General features: G+C 66.1%; 10 protein-coding genes. 2 read left to right on the top strand and 8 right to left on the bottom strand.

From position 1 onward, the window contains the following. Positions 1-1353 (bottom strand): Trk system potassium transporter TrkA, encoded by a 1353-nt coding sequence (gene trkA, locus DESUT3_RS17675; RefSeq protein WP_221249801.1) that lies wholly within the window; start codon positions 1351-1353, stop codon positions 1-3. A 177-nt stretch (positions 1354-1530) separates the two neighbouring features. Here trkA and DESUT3_RS17670 point away from each other — a divergent pair, with 177 nt between their 5' ends. Next, entirely contained in the window at positions 1531-1824 is a 294-nt protein-coding gene (locus DESUT3_RS17670) for an HNH endonuclease (RefSeq protein WP_221249800.1), read from the top strand. A 93-nt stretch (positions 1825-1917) separates the two neighbouring features. On the opposite strand, the gene DESUT3_RS17665 is transcribed toward DESUT3_RS17670, so the two are convergent. From DESUT3_RS17665 to DESUT3_RS17630, 7 genes are all read right to left on the bottom strand, one after another. Further along, the gene (locus tag DESUT3_RS17665; RefSeq protein WP_221249799.1) at positions 1918-2130 is read right to left on the bottom strand and encodes a hypothetical protein; all 213 of its coding nucleotides are present in this window, start codon (positions 2128-2130) and stop codon (positions 1918-1920) included. Further along, entirely contained in the window at positions 2123-7054 is a 4932-nt protein-coding gene (glgA, locus tag DESUT3_RS17655) for a glycogen synthase GlgA (protein WP_225911555.1), read from the bottom strand. Before glgA ends, DESUT3_RS17665 begins: the two co-directional genes overlap by 8 nt. A gap of 30 nt (positions 7055-7084) precedes the next feature. After that, positions 7085-8125, bottom strand: a complete 1041-nt coding sequence (locus tag DESUT3_RS17650) for a galactose-1-phosphate uridylyltransferase (protein ID WP_221249798.1) — start codon at positions 8123-8125, stop codon at positions 7085-7087. A gap of 60 nt (positions 8126-8185) precedes the next feature. Next, positions 8186-10309, bottom strand: coding sequence for a glycoside hydrolase family 57 protein (locus DESUT3_RS17645; protein WP_221249797.1), 2124 nt, complete (start codon positions 10307-10309; stop codon positions 8186-8188). A 153-nt stretch (positions 10310-10462) separates the two neighbouring features. Then, complete coding sequence (locus tag DESUT3_RS17640) at positions 10463-12982, bottom strand: mannose-1-phosphate guanyltransferase (protein ID WP_221249796.1); 2520 nt, start codon at positions 12980-12982, stop codon at positions 10463-10465. A gap of 105 nt (positions 12983-13087) precedes the next feature. Further along, entirely contained in the window at positions 13088-13453 is a 366-nt protein-coding gene (locus tag DESUT3_RS17635) for a response regulator (RefSeq protein ID WP_221249795.1), read from the bottom strand. Next, on the bottom strand, positions 13450-15075 hold the full coding sequence (locus DESUT3_RS17630; protein ID WP_221249794.1) for a two-component system sensor histidine kinase NtrB: 1626 nt from the start codon (positions 15073-15075) through the stop codon (positions 13450-13452). Before DESUT3_RS17630 ends, DESUT3_RS17635 begins: the two co-directional genes overlap by 4 nt. Positions 15076-15246: 171 nt before the next feature. Between DESUT3_RS17630 and DESUT3_RS17625 the strand changes: the two genes are divergently transcribed. Next, positions 15247-16167, top strand: coding sequence for a TIGR01212 family radical SAM protein (locus tag DESUT3_RS17625; RefSeq protein ID WP_221249793.1), 921 nt, complete (start codon positions 15247-15249; stop codon positions 16165-16167). Positions 16168-16205: the final 38 nt, after the last annotated feature.

Below are 16205 nucleotides of genomic sequence, written 5' to 3'. Positions count from 1 at the left end.
CTACTCGAAGAACCTTTCGATCTTGGGCAGCGCCTCGGGCAGGGCGAAGATCACCACCCGGTCGCCTTCGACCATGCGGCTTTCGCCGGTAGGGACCTCGTAGCTCTCCTTGTGGACGATGGCGCCGATGATGGCTCCGTGGGGGAAGTTCAAACTCTTCAGCGGAGTGCCGATGCAGCCGCTGTCGGGCTTGACCTGGATCTCCATGACCTCGGCGTTGCTCCCCTCGATGGCGGCCAGGGAGATGACCTCGCCGCGGCGCACGTACTTGAGGATGGTGCCGGCTGCCGCCAGGCGCGGCGAGACGCAGGCGTCGATGCCCAGGCTCGGGGCGAGGCTGAGCAGTTCGGGTTTGTTGACCAGGGTGAGGATGCGCCGCGCTCCCTGTTGTTTGGCGAGCAGCGAGCAGAGGATGTTGGTCTCGTCGTTGTCGGTGACCGCGACGAAGATGTCGGCGCCGTCCACCCCCTCGTCGATCAGGGTGCGGACGTCGGTCCCCTCGGCGTGGATCACCATGGTTTTGCTCAGTTTGGCCGAGAGTTTTTCGCAGCGCGCCTCGTCGCGGTCGATGAGGCGCACGTCGAAGCTCATCTTCTCCAGATCCGCGGCGATGTGCAGGCCGATGTGGCCGCCGCCGAGGATGAAGGCCCGCGGGCGGCGCTTTTTCTTCTCGTCCTCGAGCTTGAGCATGTACTGGATGGCGGGCAGGTCCTGCTTGTGGGCGAGGATGAAGATGCTGTCGCCGGCCTGGATCGTATCATCGCCGCGGGGGATGATGGTGCGCCCGCCGCGGCCGATGGCGGTCACCACGAAGCGGTACATGCCGCGGATCTCCCCCAGTTCGCGCAGGGTCAGGTCGCACAGGGGGCTGGTCTCGTTGATGCGGTAGCCGATGAACTGGATCTGCCCCTCGACGAATTCGGCGACGTCGAAGGCCCCGCTGCGGCAGGCGATCTTGACGATCTCGTCGGCCACCGCGTCGTCGGGGTTGATCAGCAGGTCGATGCCCAGCTTCTCCTTGGAGAGCACCGCTCCCCGGCTGGAGTATTCGATGCTCTTGACCCGGGCCACCCGGGTGGTGACGTTGTATTCGCGGGCCAGCAGGCAGGCGAGGATGTTCACCTCGTCGAGATCGGTGACGGCGATGAAGATGTCGGTCTGCTTGATCCCGGCCTGCTCGAGGGTTTCGGCGCTGGCGCCGTTGCCGAGGATGCCGAGCACGTTGAGGCGGTCCTGGGCGCGGCTCAGGTGCTCCTGGTTGCGGTCCAGCAGGGTGACCTCGTGACCTTCCAGGGAGAGGCGCTCGCAGAGAAAGTAACCGACCTGGCCGGCGCCGATGATCAGGATTTTCATTATGGGTTCACGCTGGTTTAGGGGCTGTGAGGGCCGTTGATGTCCGGCGAAGCGCTCTAATAAATGGCATAAATTACGATTTTCTGCAAGCAGGCCGCAGCAAAGGACGCTGGTCCCGGTTGTTGCCGGCCCGGGGATGGGCTACAATGGCGGGCCGAACCGAAGGAGGTTGTCAATATGGATTTTTTTCTGGATGTGCCTGAAGAGCAGCTGCGCCGCGAGCGGGAGAAGGCCCGCGAGTTGCGCAAGAGCCAGTGGTGGAAGAACCGCATCGCCGCCGGATGCTGCCATTACTGCCAGACCCAGGTGCCGCCGAAGGAGCTGACCCTGGACCACGTCGTGCCCCTGGTGCGCGGCGGCCGCAGCACCCGGGGCAACTGCGTTCCCGCCTGCAAGGAGTGCAACAGCAAAAAGCAGAGCCTGCTGCCGATGGAGTGGGAGGAATATCTGGAGAAACTGGGCAAATCGTAGGGGCAGGCCTCGTGCCTGCCCAACTCCCGTGGGACCTCCCCAGGCACCAGGCGATGGGACGCCGAAAACCCCGGGTACCCACGAGGGGTGCCCCTACAGTTCCTCCTCGGGCGCCTGGTCGTCCTCTTCCGCTTCTTCATCGACGTAGTTCTCGTCGAGAAATTTCTCCAGAAACCGCCGGTTGTCGCGGATGCGCTGCTCGACCTCGCGCTGCAGCGCCTCGAGGCCGGGAAAACGGCAGCCGCCCCCCTCGGCCTTCTCCCCTCCTGCCGGGGGAGTTTCTTTATCCTCAGTATCCTCAGCCATTCCTCTTCTCGATCGCTTTGCGGTACAGCTCCAGATAGCGCTGGGCCGAGCCTTCCCAGGAAAAATTTCCCCGCATCCCGTGCTGCACCAGCTGCCGCCACCCCTGGCGCTCGGCATGCAGGGTCAGCGCCCGGTCGAGGGCGCCCAGCAGGGCCCAGGCCTGGGGCTCGCGGAACTTGAAGCCGTTGGCCCGAGCCGGGTCCTGCTGCGGGTCGATGATGGTGTCGGCCAGCCCTCCGGTCTCACGCACCACCGGCACCACGCCGTAGCGTAGGGCGATCAGCTGCCCCAGGCCGCAGGGTTCGTAGAGGCTCGGCATCAGAAACAGGTCACTGCCGGCGTAGATGCGCCTTGAGAGGGCGTCATCGAAGCTCAGGTTGATGGAGACCCGTCCCGGGTAGCGGTCCTTGAGGCGGGTGAAGCGCTCCATGTGTTTCTGATCGCCGGTGCCGAGCAGCACGAACTGCAGGTGCCGCTGCATCAGCCCCTCCCAGGCCTGCTCGACGATCTCCAACCCCTTCTGGGTGTCGAGCCGGGTGACCATGGCGAGGATGGGGACCGAGGGGTCGACGGCCAGGCCGAGCTGCTGCTGCAGGGCCCGTTTGCACTGCGCCTTGCCCTCCAGGTGCTCGGCATCGTAGGGGGCGGGCAGGGCGGGGTCCGCAGCGGGATTCCAGAACCCCGGGTCGATGCCGTTGACGATGCCGTGAAGGTCGGCGCCGCGGTGGCGCAGGATGCCGTCGAAGCCGATCCCCATCTCGGGGGTCTGGATCTCGCGGCAGTAGGTTTTCGAGACCGTGTTGAGCAGGTCGGAAAACATCAGGCCGCCCTTGAGGAAGGAGAGGCCGCCGTAGTACTCGAGGGCGTGCATCGAGCCCAGGGCCGGGTCGAGGCCGAGCTCGTCGAGGATCTCGCGGCCGAACATCCCCTGGTAGCCGAGGTTGTGGATGGTCAGCAGGGTGCCGGTCCCCGAGTAGAAGGGGTCGTCCCCGTATTCGCTGCGCAGCAGCGCCGGCACCAGCCCGCTCTGCCAGTCGTTGAGATGAATCACCTCGGGGCGGAAGTCGAGTAGCGGCAGCGCCTCGAGCACCGCCCGGCAGAAAAAGCCGAAGCGGCGGTGGTTGTCGTCAAAGTCGCCGGCGGGGGTGCCGTAGAGCCCCTCGCGCTCGAAATACTCGCGGTTTTCCACAAAATAGACCGGCACCTTGCCGAGGGCCCCGCGGTGGATATTGGCGATGTGCGCCGCCCCGGCGATCTCCACCTCGAGGCTGGCGACGCGCTTCTCCAGGGTCTCGCCACGCCGGGCGACGGCCTGGTAGAAGGGCATGATGATACGCACGTCGTGCCCCAGGCGGCGCAGCGCCTGGGGGAGCGAGCCGGCCACGTCGGCCAGCCCGCCGCTTTTGGCGAAGGGGGTCACTTCCGAGGAGACCAGCAGGATCTTGCGTTTCTTGGCGGCCTTGCCCACGGCCGGCCGGGGGAAGCGCTCCTGCAGATCGCTGCGGACCAGTTCGAGGAAGGCGCCGAGCTGATAGCCGGCCTGGACGGCGTGCGCCTGCAGCCGCTGCAGCTCGCCGTGGGTCGCCACCAGATGGGCGAGCAGTCCCGGGGCATCGTCGGCGAATTGAACCCGGGCCTCGATGACCGCCGCGGTGAACAGCCCTTCGCTCAACTCCTCCAGTGCCTCGCGGTTGAACCATTCGATCCCGTCGGCCCAGTTCACCTGCAGAAAACCGCGCACCTGCGGGTCGCGCAGCAGGCGGGCGAAATTGCGCTGCCCGCCGCCGGGGGCCCAGAAGTGCTGGTGGCGGATCAGCACCCTGACCAGGTGGGCATCGCGGCCGGCGGCTGGGCCGCCCAGAGCCTGCTGCAGGGCGTGCTCGAGCAGGAACTGTTCGAACCAGTCGGCCGAGCGCTGGGCCGAGCGGATGCCCGGCTCGGGTTCGGCGAGCCGGTGAGCCACCAGGTAGGGGAGCGCCCGGCGCGGGAATCCGTCGCCGGCCAACTGGGCGCGCAGCAGTTCCAGGGCCTGCTGCTCCTCCTTGCGGCGCCCCTTGCGCCCGGCCAGGGCCGCCAGGGCGGTCATTTCTGCCAAAATCCGCTGTTGCTGCTGGCCGGCTGGGGCCGTGTGCGGCGCCAACTGCGTGAGGATCAGGAGAAAACTCTCCAGTCCCTCGCTGAACTTCAGCCAGGCCGGCTCCTTTTTGCGGGCCGCCGCGGAGAGGGCCAGGGCGGCGGGCAGCTGCTGCAACAAATCCAGGGCCATCAGCGCCTGGAAGGCCCGGATCAGGGGGGCGTAGCGGATCCGCCGCAGCTCCCAGTCGAGGCTCGGCACGCCGCGGCCGTCAAGGTCCCGGCAGAGCTGGCCCCAGAGGCCGTCGGCGTCGTGGATCTGCTTAAAATCGAGAAACCCCCGGTATTCGTAGGGGCCGAGCTGCAGATGCAGCCCCTGCTCGGCCAGCTCGCCGCAGGGGAGCAGGTACTCCAGCCCCTGGCGGTGGTCCCGGTAGCGCAGGTAATGGTCCGGCTGGACGGAAAGCCCCAGGGCCTGGGCGAGGGTGGTGCCCACCAGGCGGGTCTCCTCGCCGGGTTCGGGGAGGTTGCGCTGCACCGAGTGGTGGATCCAGCCGCCGGTGTCGCCGTAGTGGTTGTTGAAGACGACCAGGGCCCGCTCCTCCCCCAGGGCGTTGGAGTAGGCGAAGACATTCTCGTCGACGTGGCCGCCGCTCCAGAAATCGTAGAGCTGGAAGTTCTCGGCGCCGCTGAACAGGCGCCGGCGGTGCATCAGCGGAAAAATCTGCGCCTCGTGGTGGCGGATGAAGGCTTCGTCGGGAGCTTCGTCCCAGTAGGCCTTGCGGTACTCCATGCCGTACTTTTCCTTGAGCCCCTCGACCTGGCCGTGGCCGAACATGGGCAGCCCCGGCATGGTCACCAGCAGCACGGCGACACCGAAATACTTGTCCAGCTTGCCGAATTGCTCTACCGCCGTGGCCTCGTCGGGGTTGTTCATGAAGTTGACGAAGCGCTGCAGGATGGCCGGCTGGAACTCGAGGATGTTCTTGATGACGCTGCGGTACTTGGCGTTCTCCTCGAGCTTGAGCATGTTCATGAAGGCGCTGTTGTAGACCCGGTGCATCCCCAGGGTGCGCACGAAATAGCCTTCCATCAGCCAGAAGGCCTCGGCGATCAGCAGGGTGTCGGGGACCTCGGCGGCCACCCGGTCGACCACCTCGCGCCAGAACTCCACCGGGAAGACCCGTTCGAACTCTTCGCGGCTCAGCCAGTGCTCGGCCCGCGAGGGGACCCCGGCGCCGCCGCCGGGCTGGGGGAACCAGAGCCGCTGGTAGTGTTTTTTGGCCAGGGTCATGGCGGCGTCGAAGCGGATCACCCGGAAGCGCCGGGCCACCCGGATGATGGTGCGGATCATCGCCTCGCGCACCTCGGGAAGCAGGTAGTTGAGTTGGGCCGTGTCGTTCCACGGCATGTGGGTGCCGTCGTTGCCGTGGTAGATGTAGCGGGTGCGGCCGTCGCGGCGGTCGTGGTACTTGAAGACCACCGCGGCGTCCGAATGGTTCCAGTAGCCGTCCTCGATCTGCAGGCTGACTGCCGAATCGTAGCTGAGGTCGGGGCCGGTAAAGCGGTAATTGATGTAGGGGGGCTGGTCGAGCTGGATGTACCAGTCGGGGTGCTCCACCAGCCACCTGGAAAAGATCCCCGTGTGGTTGGGGACCACGTCGCTGGCCAGGCGGATGCCCCGCTCGAGGCAGCGCTGTTCGAGCACCGCCAGGGCGTCCTCGCCGCCCAGGTCAGCGGCCACGATGTAGTCGTAAAGCGAGTAGGCCGAGCTCATCGCCTCGGGGTTGCCCATGATTCTCTTGATCTTCTGCGAGGCGGTCGAGCGCTCCCAGATGCCGATCAGCCACAGCGAGTTGAAGCCCCAGCGGGCCAGCTGGTCGAGTTCCTCGACCGGAATCTGGTCGAGGCGGGTGAGGGGGCGGCGGTATTTTTTCGAAAGCTGGTCGAGCCAGACGTAGATGGTCTTGGCGATCAGCACCACGTTGGGCATCCAGGCGGTGTCGGCCGAGAAGGCTTCGGGCTCGGCGTAATGCAGGTCGGGACCAGCGAACAGCGGCACCTGGGCCGGACCGGGGCCGAAGCCGCGCATGGTCTCTTCCTCGGCGAGCACGTCGAGGGCCACCAGCAGGCCGCGCAGCAGTTCTTCGGGGATCAGCTCCCCCCAGTGGTCGCGGATGTGGGCGACCTGGGCGGCCAGCGAGTCGGGCGCGGCCTCGATGGGCGCCCGCAGCAGGGCCAGCAGCGAGCGGCCGAGCAGCCCCGCCGCCGGCACCAGCTGCAGCCGGCTGTCCAGCTCCGCCAGGGCCTGCCGGTAGGCGACGGCGCGGCTCAATTCGGCATCGTCGAACAGCTCGCTGTAGCGCTGCGCCGCAGGGTTGGCGCTCTGGGTGGCGAGGATGAACAGCTCCACCAGGGTGTCGCGGCGGTTGGCGGCGGCCTGCTCCCCCTCCAGAAACTCGCCCTGGGGCTGGCCGTGCAGAACCTGCGCCGGCGGAAACAGGCCGACGAAGACCTGCTGGGCCCGGCCGAGGGCGGGCAGGGTCAGGGTCTGGCCGTCGATGCGGATGGCGTCGCGGCCGACGCTGCAGCGGTGGGCTTCGAGAAAGCGCCCGGCGACCAGCCGGAAGATCTCGTTGAGCAGCGCCAGCAGGTTGAGCTGGGCGGCACTTGCCGGTTGCCGGGGGCGGCGCCGGGTGAGGCTGCCCGCCACCTGCTGCAGCGGGCGCAGCCTGGAGGGCGGACGTTCACGCAGCAGCTCGGCGGGAAGCTCGAAAGTTTCCCGGGCCCGGGAGGAGATCTGCAGGGCCAGGGGGAAATAGTCACGGCGGTGCTGGTTGGCTTGGGTCATAGTATAGGAATCACCGGGTCTTCGGGGGGGTCAGAAAGAAACGGAAAGGTCGGTTTCCCGCAGAAAGCGGGCCGCGTCCTCCGGCCTGGTGGGGTTCATATGGAAGCCGGTACCCCACTCAAAGCCCGCGATGCGGGTCAGCCGCGGCACCAGTTCGATGTGCCAGTGGAAATCGTAGGGGAGCGAGTTCCAGTAATGGGGCTTCCCCAGGCGCAGGTGCATGGGCGGAGCGGTATGCAGCACGAAATTGAAAGGCGGGTCCCGCAGCACGCTGCGCAGCCGCATCAGGCTGTCCTTGAGCGCTCGGGCCAGGGCGGCGATCTCCTGCTCGCTGAGCAGGGCGAAATCGTGGCTGTGGCGGCGCGGGACGATGCGCATTTCGAAGGCCTGGCTCGAGGCGTAGGGGGTGTAGACGACGTAGTCGCCGTCGTCCCGGACCACACCGCTGCCGTTGGCCAGCTCCTGGTTGAGCAGGTCGCAGATCAGGCAGCGCTCCTTGCGTTCGAAATACTCACGGCAGGCCGATAGCTTGGTGGAGACCGCCTGCGGGGTGACCGGCACCGCGATCAGCTGGGAGTGGGAATGGGGGATGGTGGCTCCGGCCTCGAGACCGTGGTTCTTGAAGATCAGGATATAGCGAAACCGCGAGTCCCGGCGCAGGTCGAGCAGGCGGGCCTGGTAAGCCTTGAGGACGTCGGCGATCTCCAGAGGACTGAGGTCGGCCATGTTGCGCTCGTGGTCGGGGTTTTCCACGATCACCTCGTGGGCGCCGATGCCGTTCATGACGTCGTAAAGCCCCGCTCCCCGCTTGTCGAGGTCTCCCTCGATGCCGAGTACCGGGTACTTGTTGGGAATCACCCGCACCCGCCAGCCAGGGGTGTTCGGCCGGCTGCCGTCGGTGCGGATGGCGAATACCTCGTGGGTGGTCTTCTCTTCGCGCCCGTAGCAGAACGGGCAGGCCGACATGACGACCTTCTCCCGGTCGATGATGAAATCCTGGGGCCGGCGGCCGCGGTTGTTGGCGAGAATCACCCAGTTTTTTTTCAGCGGGTCCCAGCGCAGTTCGGACACGAAATGCTCCTTTCAGGAGGCGGGAGTAACCAGGCGCGAGCCTTCAGCCTTTGTCCTGCCTCAAACATACCAATCATCGATGCCGAGCGGGGAGCCGCGGTAGACCAGCTTGAGCGGGCCCTCGGCGGGCCAGCGGGCCGACTCGCTGCCGTCGGTAACCAGGTGAAACGAAAGGGTGAAGCTCTGCCCCGCCTGCAGCTCGAGGATGGCCAGGGGGATGGCGGCCTCGACGATGCGCCGGCAGGCGCAGCGCCCCTCGCCGACAGCCCCGGCTGAACCCTCGGCGAAAATCGGCAGGGAAGCCGCCCCGGGGTGAAGGGTGGCCCTGAACACAGCGCCGGCGGCGAGGCGGACCTCCAGGCGTCCGCCGGGGCCGATCAGCCCCTGCAGCTCTTCCTTGGGGTCGAGGCGAAGGTAGAGGTTCTGCTCATCGTAGCCGTAGTGCAGCATTTCGAATTCGCCGTGGGCGGCATGCATGGCGCCGCCGGCGGAGAGGTCGGCGAAACCGGCCGCCAGCCACTCGAAGTAGTCGGTGATCCGCCCGTCGATGGTGGGGGTGAACAGCGCCGTCGGCTCGTGAACCGCGCCTGGTTTGAGCGGCGGCTTGATGGCCTGGTGCAGGTGCTGGGGGACCGCCAGCCCGGCCTCCATGTAAAGGGCTTCGAGGTGGCGGCGGAACAGCCGGTCGAAGATGTCGGCCTGGGCGCTGACGTGATCGTCGCCGAACCACCAGAACCAGTCGCTCCCCTCGGCGCGCAGCAGGTGCATCACGGTCTCGGGGATGTCGCCGCCGGCCTCGGCGATGGCCTGCCGCAGGGTGCTTTTGCCAAAAACGTCGCGGCGGCCCCGCTCGAGCCACTCCCAGGCGGTGTTCTCCTCGGGATGACCGATCCAGATGGTGAAATCGGAGTTGATCCAGGAGCCGGGGGCAATGCGCTCGATCGCCACCGGTTCGCTGGCGGCGATGGCCTCGGAGATGGTGGTCATCTCCAGGGCGCGGTCCTCGAGCAGGCCGCGGTAGAGCGCGCTCAGGAAGGGATGGCCGTTGTCCTGGTAGCGCTCCCAGCAGTTCTCCCCGTCGAGGATCAGCGGCACCACCCCGCCCGGGACCGCCTCGGCGATGCGCCGCAGCTGCCCGAGCAGGTCCGCCGCGGCCCGCTGGGGATCCCAGTGGGCGTAGACGAAGCCGATGCGATCCGAGAGGTCGCGGTCGCGAAACAGCAGCGGCAGCCCTTCGAAGCTGTAGGGCCGGTAGAGCCGGCGCCGGTCGCCGAGCCCGCCGGGGAGGCTCTTGGCCAGAATCCCCTCGTCCGAGGCCGCCCACAGCGCGCCCTCCTCGCGCATGATGCGCAGCCCCTCCTCGCTCACCGCCCCTTCGGCCGGCCACATCCCCCGTGCCCGCTCCCCCAGCTGCGCACTGACAAAATCGAGCCCCAGGCGCACCTGCAGGCGCCCGTCCTCGGCGTGGCGAAAGGCGGTGGCCGGCAGCTGGATGCCCGGCGTTGCCCGGGCGGCGGTGTCGGTTCCGCAGAGCAGCGGCAGGATCGGGTGGGCGTAAGGGGTGACGGAGATTTCGATGGTTCCGGCCGCTTCCAGCTGGCGGTAGCGTTCGGCCACCCCGGCCACCACCCGGTCGTAGAGAGCGATCAGCCGGGCCTTGTCGGTTTCGCTGAATTTTTCGCCCTTGTCGTGCAGGTAGGCGACATGCTGCTCTTCCTGACGCAGGTGGTGGCCGCTCCAGGCCAGCAGAAACCAGACCTGCAGATCGCGCAGGTCCTGGTCGGAAAAGCCCTGGGCGGCCTGGCTGCCCAGCGTGTCGCGGCGCCGGGCCAGCTCGCGGTAGCGGGGGTAGGGGAGGATGTGGCGCTCCGAGTGCACGGAAAAAAACTGGGCCAGGATGAACTCGCGCTCCTCGTGGCTCATGTGGGCAGGATCCCGGGCCGCCGACTCCAGCCAGAGATCCTGGGCCTCGCCCCGGGCGTAGCGCTCGAGCTGCTCGAGCATGGTCGGCACCAGGTTGAAGGTCATCCGTGCCCCTTTAACCTGCTCGGCGGTGCGCAGCATCTCTGCGTAATCCTTGACCGCATGCAGGTAGGTCCAGGGCAGCAGGGTGCGCCCCGAAACCGGATCCCGGTAGTCAGGCTGGTGCATATGCCAGAGGATGGCGACTTTCAAGGGTTTCATGGGCGATACTTTCAAAACTTAGAAGCGGTGAAAAGGGTTCCTGATGCTCCCTCCCCTTCAAGGGGAGGGTCGGGGTGGGGATGGGGGTCGCCCCGAAGTGGCCCATCCCCCTCCTGGCATCCCCCTTGAAGGGGGAGGAGCCTAAACAGGGCGCTAAGCCCCCATCAGCTCCTTCTTCCAGCTCTCGACCTTCTGCCGGTAGGTCTCCAGCAGCTGGTCGGCCCGCTTGGCGTCGGCGGCTTCGGTGACGATGTGGGCCAGGGGGCGGTGCTGGTCGGGGAGCATCAGCACCCAGTCATCGCCCATCTGCACCTTGACGCCGTCGATGAAGGAGGCTTCGAGGTCCACCGAGTCCTCGCTCATCTTGCGCATGAGCCCCCCCTTGAGTTCCCAGGAGCAGGGGAGCTTGACGTGCCGGTAGCTGCGCTTGGGCAGGGTGCGGCGGATCTCGCCGAGGCTCTGGCCGGTGCGGGCGAGCAGCTCGAGGGTCTTGCCCACGGTGAACAGGGCGTCGAAGTTGGCCTGGAAACCGGGGAAGGCGAAGCGCCCGTCCATGGAGGCGGCCAGCTGAACCTGGCGTCCCTTGGCCCCTTCGACCAGGGAGCGTCCGTCCGACTTGGCGCGCAGGACGGTGAGCCCCGATTCGGCGGCCAGCCGCTCCACGCTGTGCGGGGCCGGCACCGGCATGACCAGGGTGCCCTTGCGCTCGGCCCGGCAGACCAGGGCCGCCAGCACGGTCAGGGCCTCGACGTCGGTGAGAACCTCGCCGGCCTCGTCGATGAGGGTCAGCCGCTCCCCCGAGGGGCCGAGCCAGACCCCTGCGGTGGCCTCGAGGGTGACCACGATGCGCGAGAGCTGCGCCAGCGATCTCTGGTCCTGGTCCGGGGTGTGGCCGCTGCTGCTCTCGAAGACGTGGGAGTTGAGCTCGATCACCTCGCAGCCCAGCTCGTTGAGCAGCGCCGGCAGCAGGTCCCCCGCCGGGGAATGGTTGAGGTCGATAACGATCTTGGGTCGGGTTTTGCGCAGGATGTCGCCGTCGAGGGCGCGCAGGTAGCCTTCGCGGTAGTAGTCGTAGATGCGCGGCAGCTCCGAAATTCCCCCCGGCTCCGAGTAGTGGACGCGGCGGAAGTTCTCCTTGAAGAAGATGCGCTCGATCCCCTTGGCGGTGGAGGAGGAGATCTCGTTGCCGTCGCCGTCGAAGAAGATGATCTCGGTGGCTGCCGAGTCCTCGGGGGACTGGCGGAAATGGATACCGCCGACCTCGCCGAAGGTGGAGAGCTTGTAGCGCAGCACCGGCAGGGAGATCATCTTGACGTCGCGCACGTTGACCCCGCTGGAGAGCAGGCCGCCGACGAAGGAGCGCTTGAGCATCCGCGAGGAGCGGATGGCGTCGCGCCCGGCGAGGATGAAGGCGTCCTTGGGCAGGGTCGAGCCGTAGGCGGCGCCGAGCTTGGCCGAGAACTCGGGGGTCAGCTCGACGTTGGTCAGCCCGTGCACCTGGGCGCCCTCGAAGAGGCTCTTGCGCCACTTCTCGCCCCAGATCAGGTTGGTGGTGACGATGGCGCCCCCCTCGATGACCTTGCGCGGCCAGACCTTGACGTCCTTTTTGATGAAGGCCTCGTCGCCGATGGTAGTCTCGTCGGCGATGACCGCCGCCTCCTCGATGACCACCCCCTGGCCGACCCGCACGTTGTGGCAGAGCACCGCGCCGGTGATGCGGCTGCCCTTGCGCACGTAGACGTTGTCCCAGAGGATGGCGTCCTGCAGTTCGGCGCCGTCCTCGATGACGCAGTTGCGCCCGACCACGCAGTTTTTCAGCTTGGCCCGGCCGAGCACCTGGGTGTTGTCGCCGAGCACCACCATCCCCTCGAGCAGGGACAGGTCGCCGGCGGCGACCAGGGTCTCTTCGCCCAAGTGGATGTCGGGCTTGCTTTCCCGGGCCCTGCGTTCCCTCACATCAATTTGAACCTTTTTCTGGGTGATGTCGCTGCAGGCCTCCAAATAGGCGTCGGTGTTGCCGATGTCGGCCCAGTAGCCCTTCAGGTTGCAGCCGAGCAGGGCCATCTGCTCTTGGAGCATCTTCGGAAAGACGTCCTTGGACCAGTCGCGGTTCTCACCGGTGGGGATCAGGTCGAGAACCTCGGGCTCGAGCACGTAGATCCCGGTATTGATGGTGTCGGAGAAGACCTCCCCCCAGCCCGGCTTCTCGAGAAACTTGGTAATGCGACCCTGCTTGTCGGTGATGACCACCCCGAATTGCAGGGGGTCCTTGACCGAGGTGAGGGTGATGGTGGCCAGGGCCTTGTTCTGCTCGTGGAAGCGCATGACCTCCGAGAGGTCGAAATCGGTGAGCAGGTCGCCGCTGATGATCATGAACCGCTCGGTCAGGTACTTGGAGGCCGCCTTCACCGCCCCGGCGGTGCCGAAATCCTCCAGCGGGGTGACGTAGGAGATGCGCACGCCGAACTCGCTGCCGTCGCCGAAGAAATTCTTGATGACCTCGGGCTGGTGGTAGAGCAGCAGCACCAGCTCGTCGATGCCGTGCTTTTTCAGCAGCTCGACGATGTGCAGCATGATCGGGCGGTTGAAAAGCGGAATCATCGGCTTGGGCAGGTTGATGGTGAGTGGATGGATGCGGGTGCCGAAACCGCCCGCCATGATGACAGCTTTCATTGAGGGAGCCTCCTTGTGAATGCCAGAAAAAGATTTCAGGAGTCAGAAAAAAACCTTACCGATCTTCCCTCACGGCTCCTGGAATCTTAAGTCGCTTTTTCTTTTTTAAGTTTTTGATTTCTTCTCCAGCAGGCGCTTGATCTCCTGCTTGAGTTCGGTCAGGTCCGAGCTTTTCACCACGTAGGCGTCGGCCAGCCAGGAGGAAAAATCCTCCTTGTAGCAGCTGAAGGCGGTGCAGAGAATCACCGGCAGGTCCGATTTCTGCTTGACGATCTTCTGCAGGATGTGCAGGCCGCTCTCCCCCTTCATCTGGATGTCCAGCACGATCAGGTCGTAGGCCTGTCTCTCCAGAAGCTCCGCGGCTTCGTTGCCCGAGCCGGCGGTATCCACTTGGTATCCCTCGTCTTCGAGTTCGGCGGCGTAAAGATGCCGGATATCCCTTTCGTCATCGACCACCAGCAGTCGGGTCATGTGGTTCCTCCCTGGGTTATTTTAAGTCGGATGGTAAAGGTCGTCCCTGCGCCCTCGCGGCTTTCGACACCCAGCTCCGCACCGTGTCCCTCGAGGATGCGCGCGCACAGAGACAGCCCCAGGCCGCTCCCCTGGTCCTTGGTCGAAAAGAAAGGTGCGGTGATCGAGCGCAGGGTCTCGGCGCTCATGCCGCTGCCGCTGTCCTTCAGGGTGAGGTGCAACTGGTCGTCGACGCGGCGGGTGGCGATTTCCAGCAGCCCCCCGCCGGGCATGGCTTCGAGGGCGTTGTTGAGAATGCTGCGCAGACAGTAAGCCATCTGCTTGTAGTCGATGTGCACCAGGGGCAGATTCGGCTCGAGGTCGAGTTGAAAGGTGACCCTGGCGAGCTTGAAGTCTTCCTGCATCCCGGCATAGACCCCGGTGACCAGCTGGTTGACGTCCCAGAGGTCGAGGGTGGGGTGCAGCGATTCGGAGTAGGAGAGAACCTCCTGCAGGACGGCCTCGAGGCGCCTGGTTTCGCGCACGATCGATTCGATGTAGCGGCGTTTCTGGTCGTCTTCGGGCGTGGTCTTGATCAGGCTGCGGGCAAATCCGCCGATGATGGTCAGCGGGTTGCGGATCGAGTGGGCGATGTTGGAGGCGATCTTCCCCACCAGCGCCATTTTCTCCATGCGCAGGATCTGCTCCTGCTGCTCCTGGAGCCGGCGGTTGGCGTCGGTCAGCCGCTCCAGCTCCTCCTGCAGCCGCTCGTAGAGCGAGGCCCGCTCGATGGCGAAGGAGACCGGCAGGGCGAAGGTCTCCAGCGACTGCAGATCCTCGCCGCTGATGGGGCGGCCGTTGATGATGTTGTCGGCCAGCAGCAGCCCGATCCTGCGGTTTTTGCTGATCAGCGGCACCAGGATCAGTTCGCGCACCCCGAGGGCCTCGGCCTGTTCGCGGGTGAGGTGCGGTTCACGGAGCAGATCGGTAATATGCCGGGAGGTCAACTCGTTGAGGGTGCGCACGAAGAGGTGGCCGTTGTCGCTCAACGGCACCGAAAGCAGCTCCAGCAGGTCGCGAAAGCGCTCCCGCTCGGCGGCCATCTTCTCTTCGAAAAAATGCCTGGCCAGCTCGCGCAGGGTCAGGTCGCGTTCGGCGATCTCCTGCCAGATGCGGCCGGCCTCCTCCCGGCGACGCGGTCCCACCGCGAAGTAGCCCTTGAGGTTCTGCCGCTCCTTGTCGACCAGCAGCAGGATCGCCCGGTTGAGGCCGAAGCCCTGGCCGGCGGTGACCGCGGTCAGGGCCATGGCGATGACCTCGTCCATGTCCACCGAGGTCTGCAGCACCAGGCTGACTTCATGCAGGAACTTGATCTCGCGGCTGCGCGTCTCGTTGAGGCTGCGCAGTGACTGAAGCTCCATCTTCAGGGCCAGCAGCTCCTCGATGGCATAGGGGAACAGCCCCGCCAGCCCGTCGAGCTGCCCGTTCATCGCCCGCAGATCCTCGAGAAAACGCGGGCACTCGATGCAGCGCAGCAGAAACCGTCTCTTGCGGTTCAGCAGCAGCTGCTGGTCCCACCCCTGGATGTAAGGGCACTCCTCGACGGCAATCTGTTCTTTGTTCCAGCAACAGCTTGGATCCACTTCAATTCACCCTAATCCGCCTCAAGGCAGCGGCTGCGGAATGCGCCGGCGAGTCGAGCCAAAGTATAACAATCGGGGCCGGCTTTGCAATGGGCTTTAGCGGCGGCTAATGGTCCCGCCCGCAGGCGCTTTGTCCTTGCCTGGGCGGTGCGGCGGTGGCATCATCGGCCCATGAGAGAAAAACGCTACCAGGTCTTTTCCAGCCACCTCAAAGAGCGCTTCGGCGGCCGCGTCCACAAGATCTCCGTCGACGCCGGTTTCTCCTGCCCCAACCGGGGCGGCACCCGCAACCGGCCCGGCTGTCTGTTCTGCGACCCCGACGGATCGGGGGCGGTGGGCATTGATCGTGGATTCCCGGTGACCGAACAACTGGAGCGGGGCAAGGAGATCATGGTGCGCAAGTACAAGGCCAGGCACTTTCTGGCCTATTTCCAGCCCTTCTCCAACACCAACGCCCCCCCGGCGCAGCTGCGCGCCCTCTACGACCAGGCCCTAGGCGTCGAGGGGGTGGTGGGGATGGCCGTGGGCACCCGCCCCGACTGCCTGCCGGCCGAGGTGCTCGACCTGCTCGGCGAGTACCACCGGCGCACCTATTTCTGGCTCGAGCTGGGGCTGCAGAGCATCCACGACAAGACCCTTGGTTACCTGCGCCGCGGCCACGACTACGCGACCTTCCTGCAGGCCTGCCACGGCGCCAGAGAACGCGGCCTTCGGCTCTGCGTCCATGTGATTCTCGGGCTCCCCGGGGAGGACCGGGCGATGATGCTGGAGACCGCGGCCGAGCTGGCCCGGCTGCGGGTGGACGGCATCAAGATCCACCTGCTGCACGTGCTCGAGGGCACCCCCCTGGGAGACCTGTACCGGCAGGGTCAGGTACCGATTCTCGAACAGGCCGAGTACGTGGAGCTGGCGGCGGATTTCATCGAACGGCTCCACCCCGCGACGCTCATTCACCGGCTGACCGGGGACGGGCCGCGGGACATACTGCTGGCGCCGCTCTGGTCGTTGAACAAGTGGGAGGTGCTGAACGCGATCGACGACGAACTGGAACGCCGGGGAACCCGGCAGGGGAGCAGGGTGCAGGGCCGCTGAGGCGGCGGGGGAGGGTAGAGAAACCTGTGGCGTCCGGT

The sequence above is a fragment of the Desulfuromonas versatilis genome (assembly GCF_019704135.1).
Classification (GTDB): domain Bacteria; phylum Desulfobacterota; class Desulfuromonadia; order Desulfuromonadales; family NIT-T3; genus Desulfuromonas_A; species Desulfuromonas_A versatilis.
Note: the sequence above shows the minus strand (reverse complement) of the source record. Positions and strands in the feature narration are given on the sequence as shown.

Coding starts and splice junctions, on each gene's coding strand:
- trkA (WP_221249801.1), bottom strand. CDS start 1,353: ATGAAAATCCTGATCATCGGCGCCGGCCAGGTCGGTTACTTTCTCTGC.
- DESUT3_RS17670 (WP_221249800.1), top strand. CDS start 1,531: ATGGATTTTTTTCTGGATGTGCCTGAAGAGCAGCTGCGCCGCGAGCGG.
- DESUT3_RS17665 (WP_221249799.1), bottom strand. CDS start 2,130: ATGGCTGAGGATACTGAGGATAAAGAAACTCCCCCGGCAGGAGGGGAG.
- glgA (WP_225911555.1), bottom strand. CDS start 7,054: ATGACCCAAGCCAACCAGCACCGCCGTGACTATTTCCCCCTGGCCCTG.
- DESUT3_RS17645 (WP_221249797.1), bottom strand. CDS start 10,309: ATGAAACCCTTGAAAGTCGCCATCCTCTGGCATATGCACCAGCCTGAC.
- DESUT3_RS17640 (WP_221249796.1), bottom strand. CDS start 12,982: ATGAAAGCTGTCATCATGGCGGGCGGTTTCGGCACCCGCATCCATCCA.
- DESUT3_RS17635 (WP_221249795.1), bottom strand. CDS start 13,453: ATGACCCGACTGCTGGTGGTCGATGACGAAAGGGATATCCGGCATCTT.
- DESUT3_RS17625 (WP_221249793.1), top strand. CDS start 15,247: ATGAGAGAAAAACGCTACCAGGTCTTTTCCAGCCACCTCAAAGAGCGC.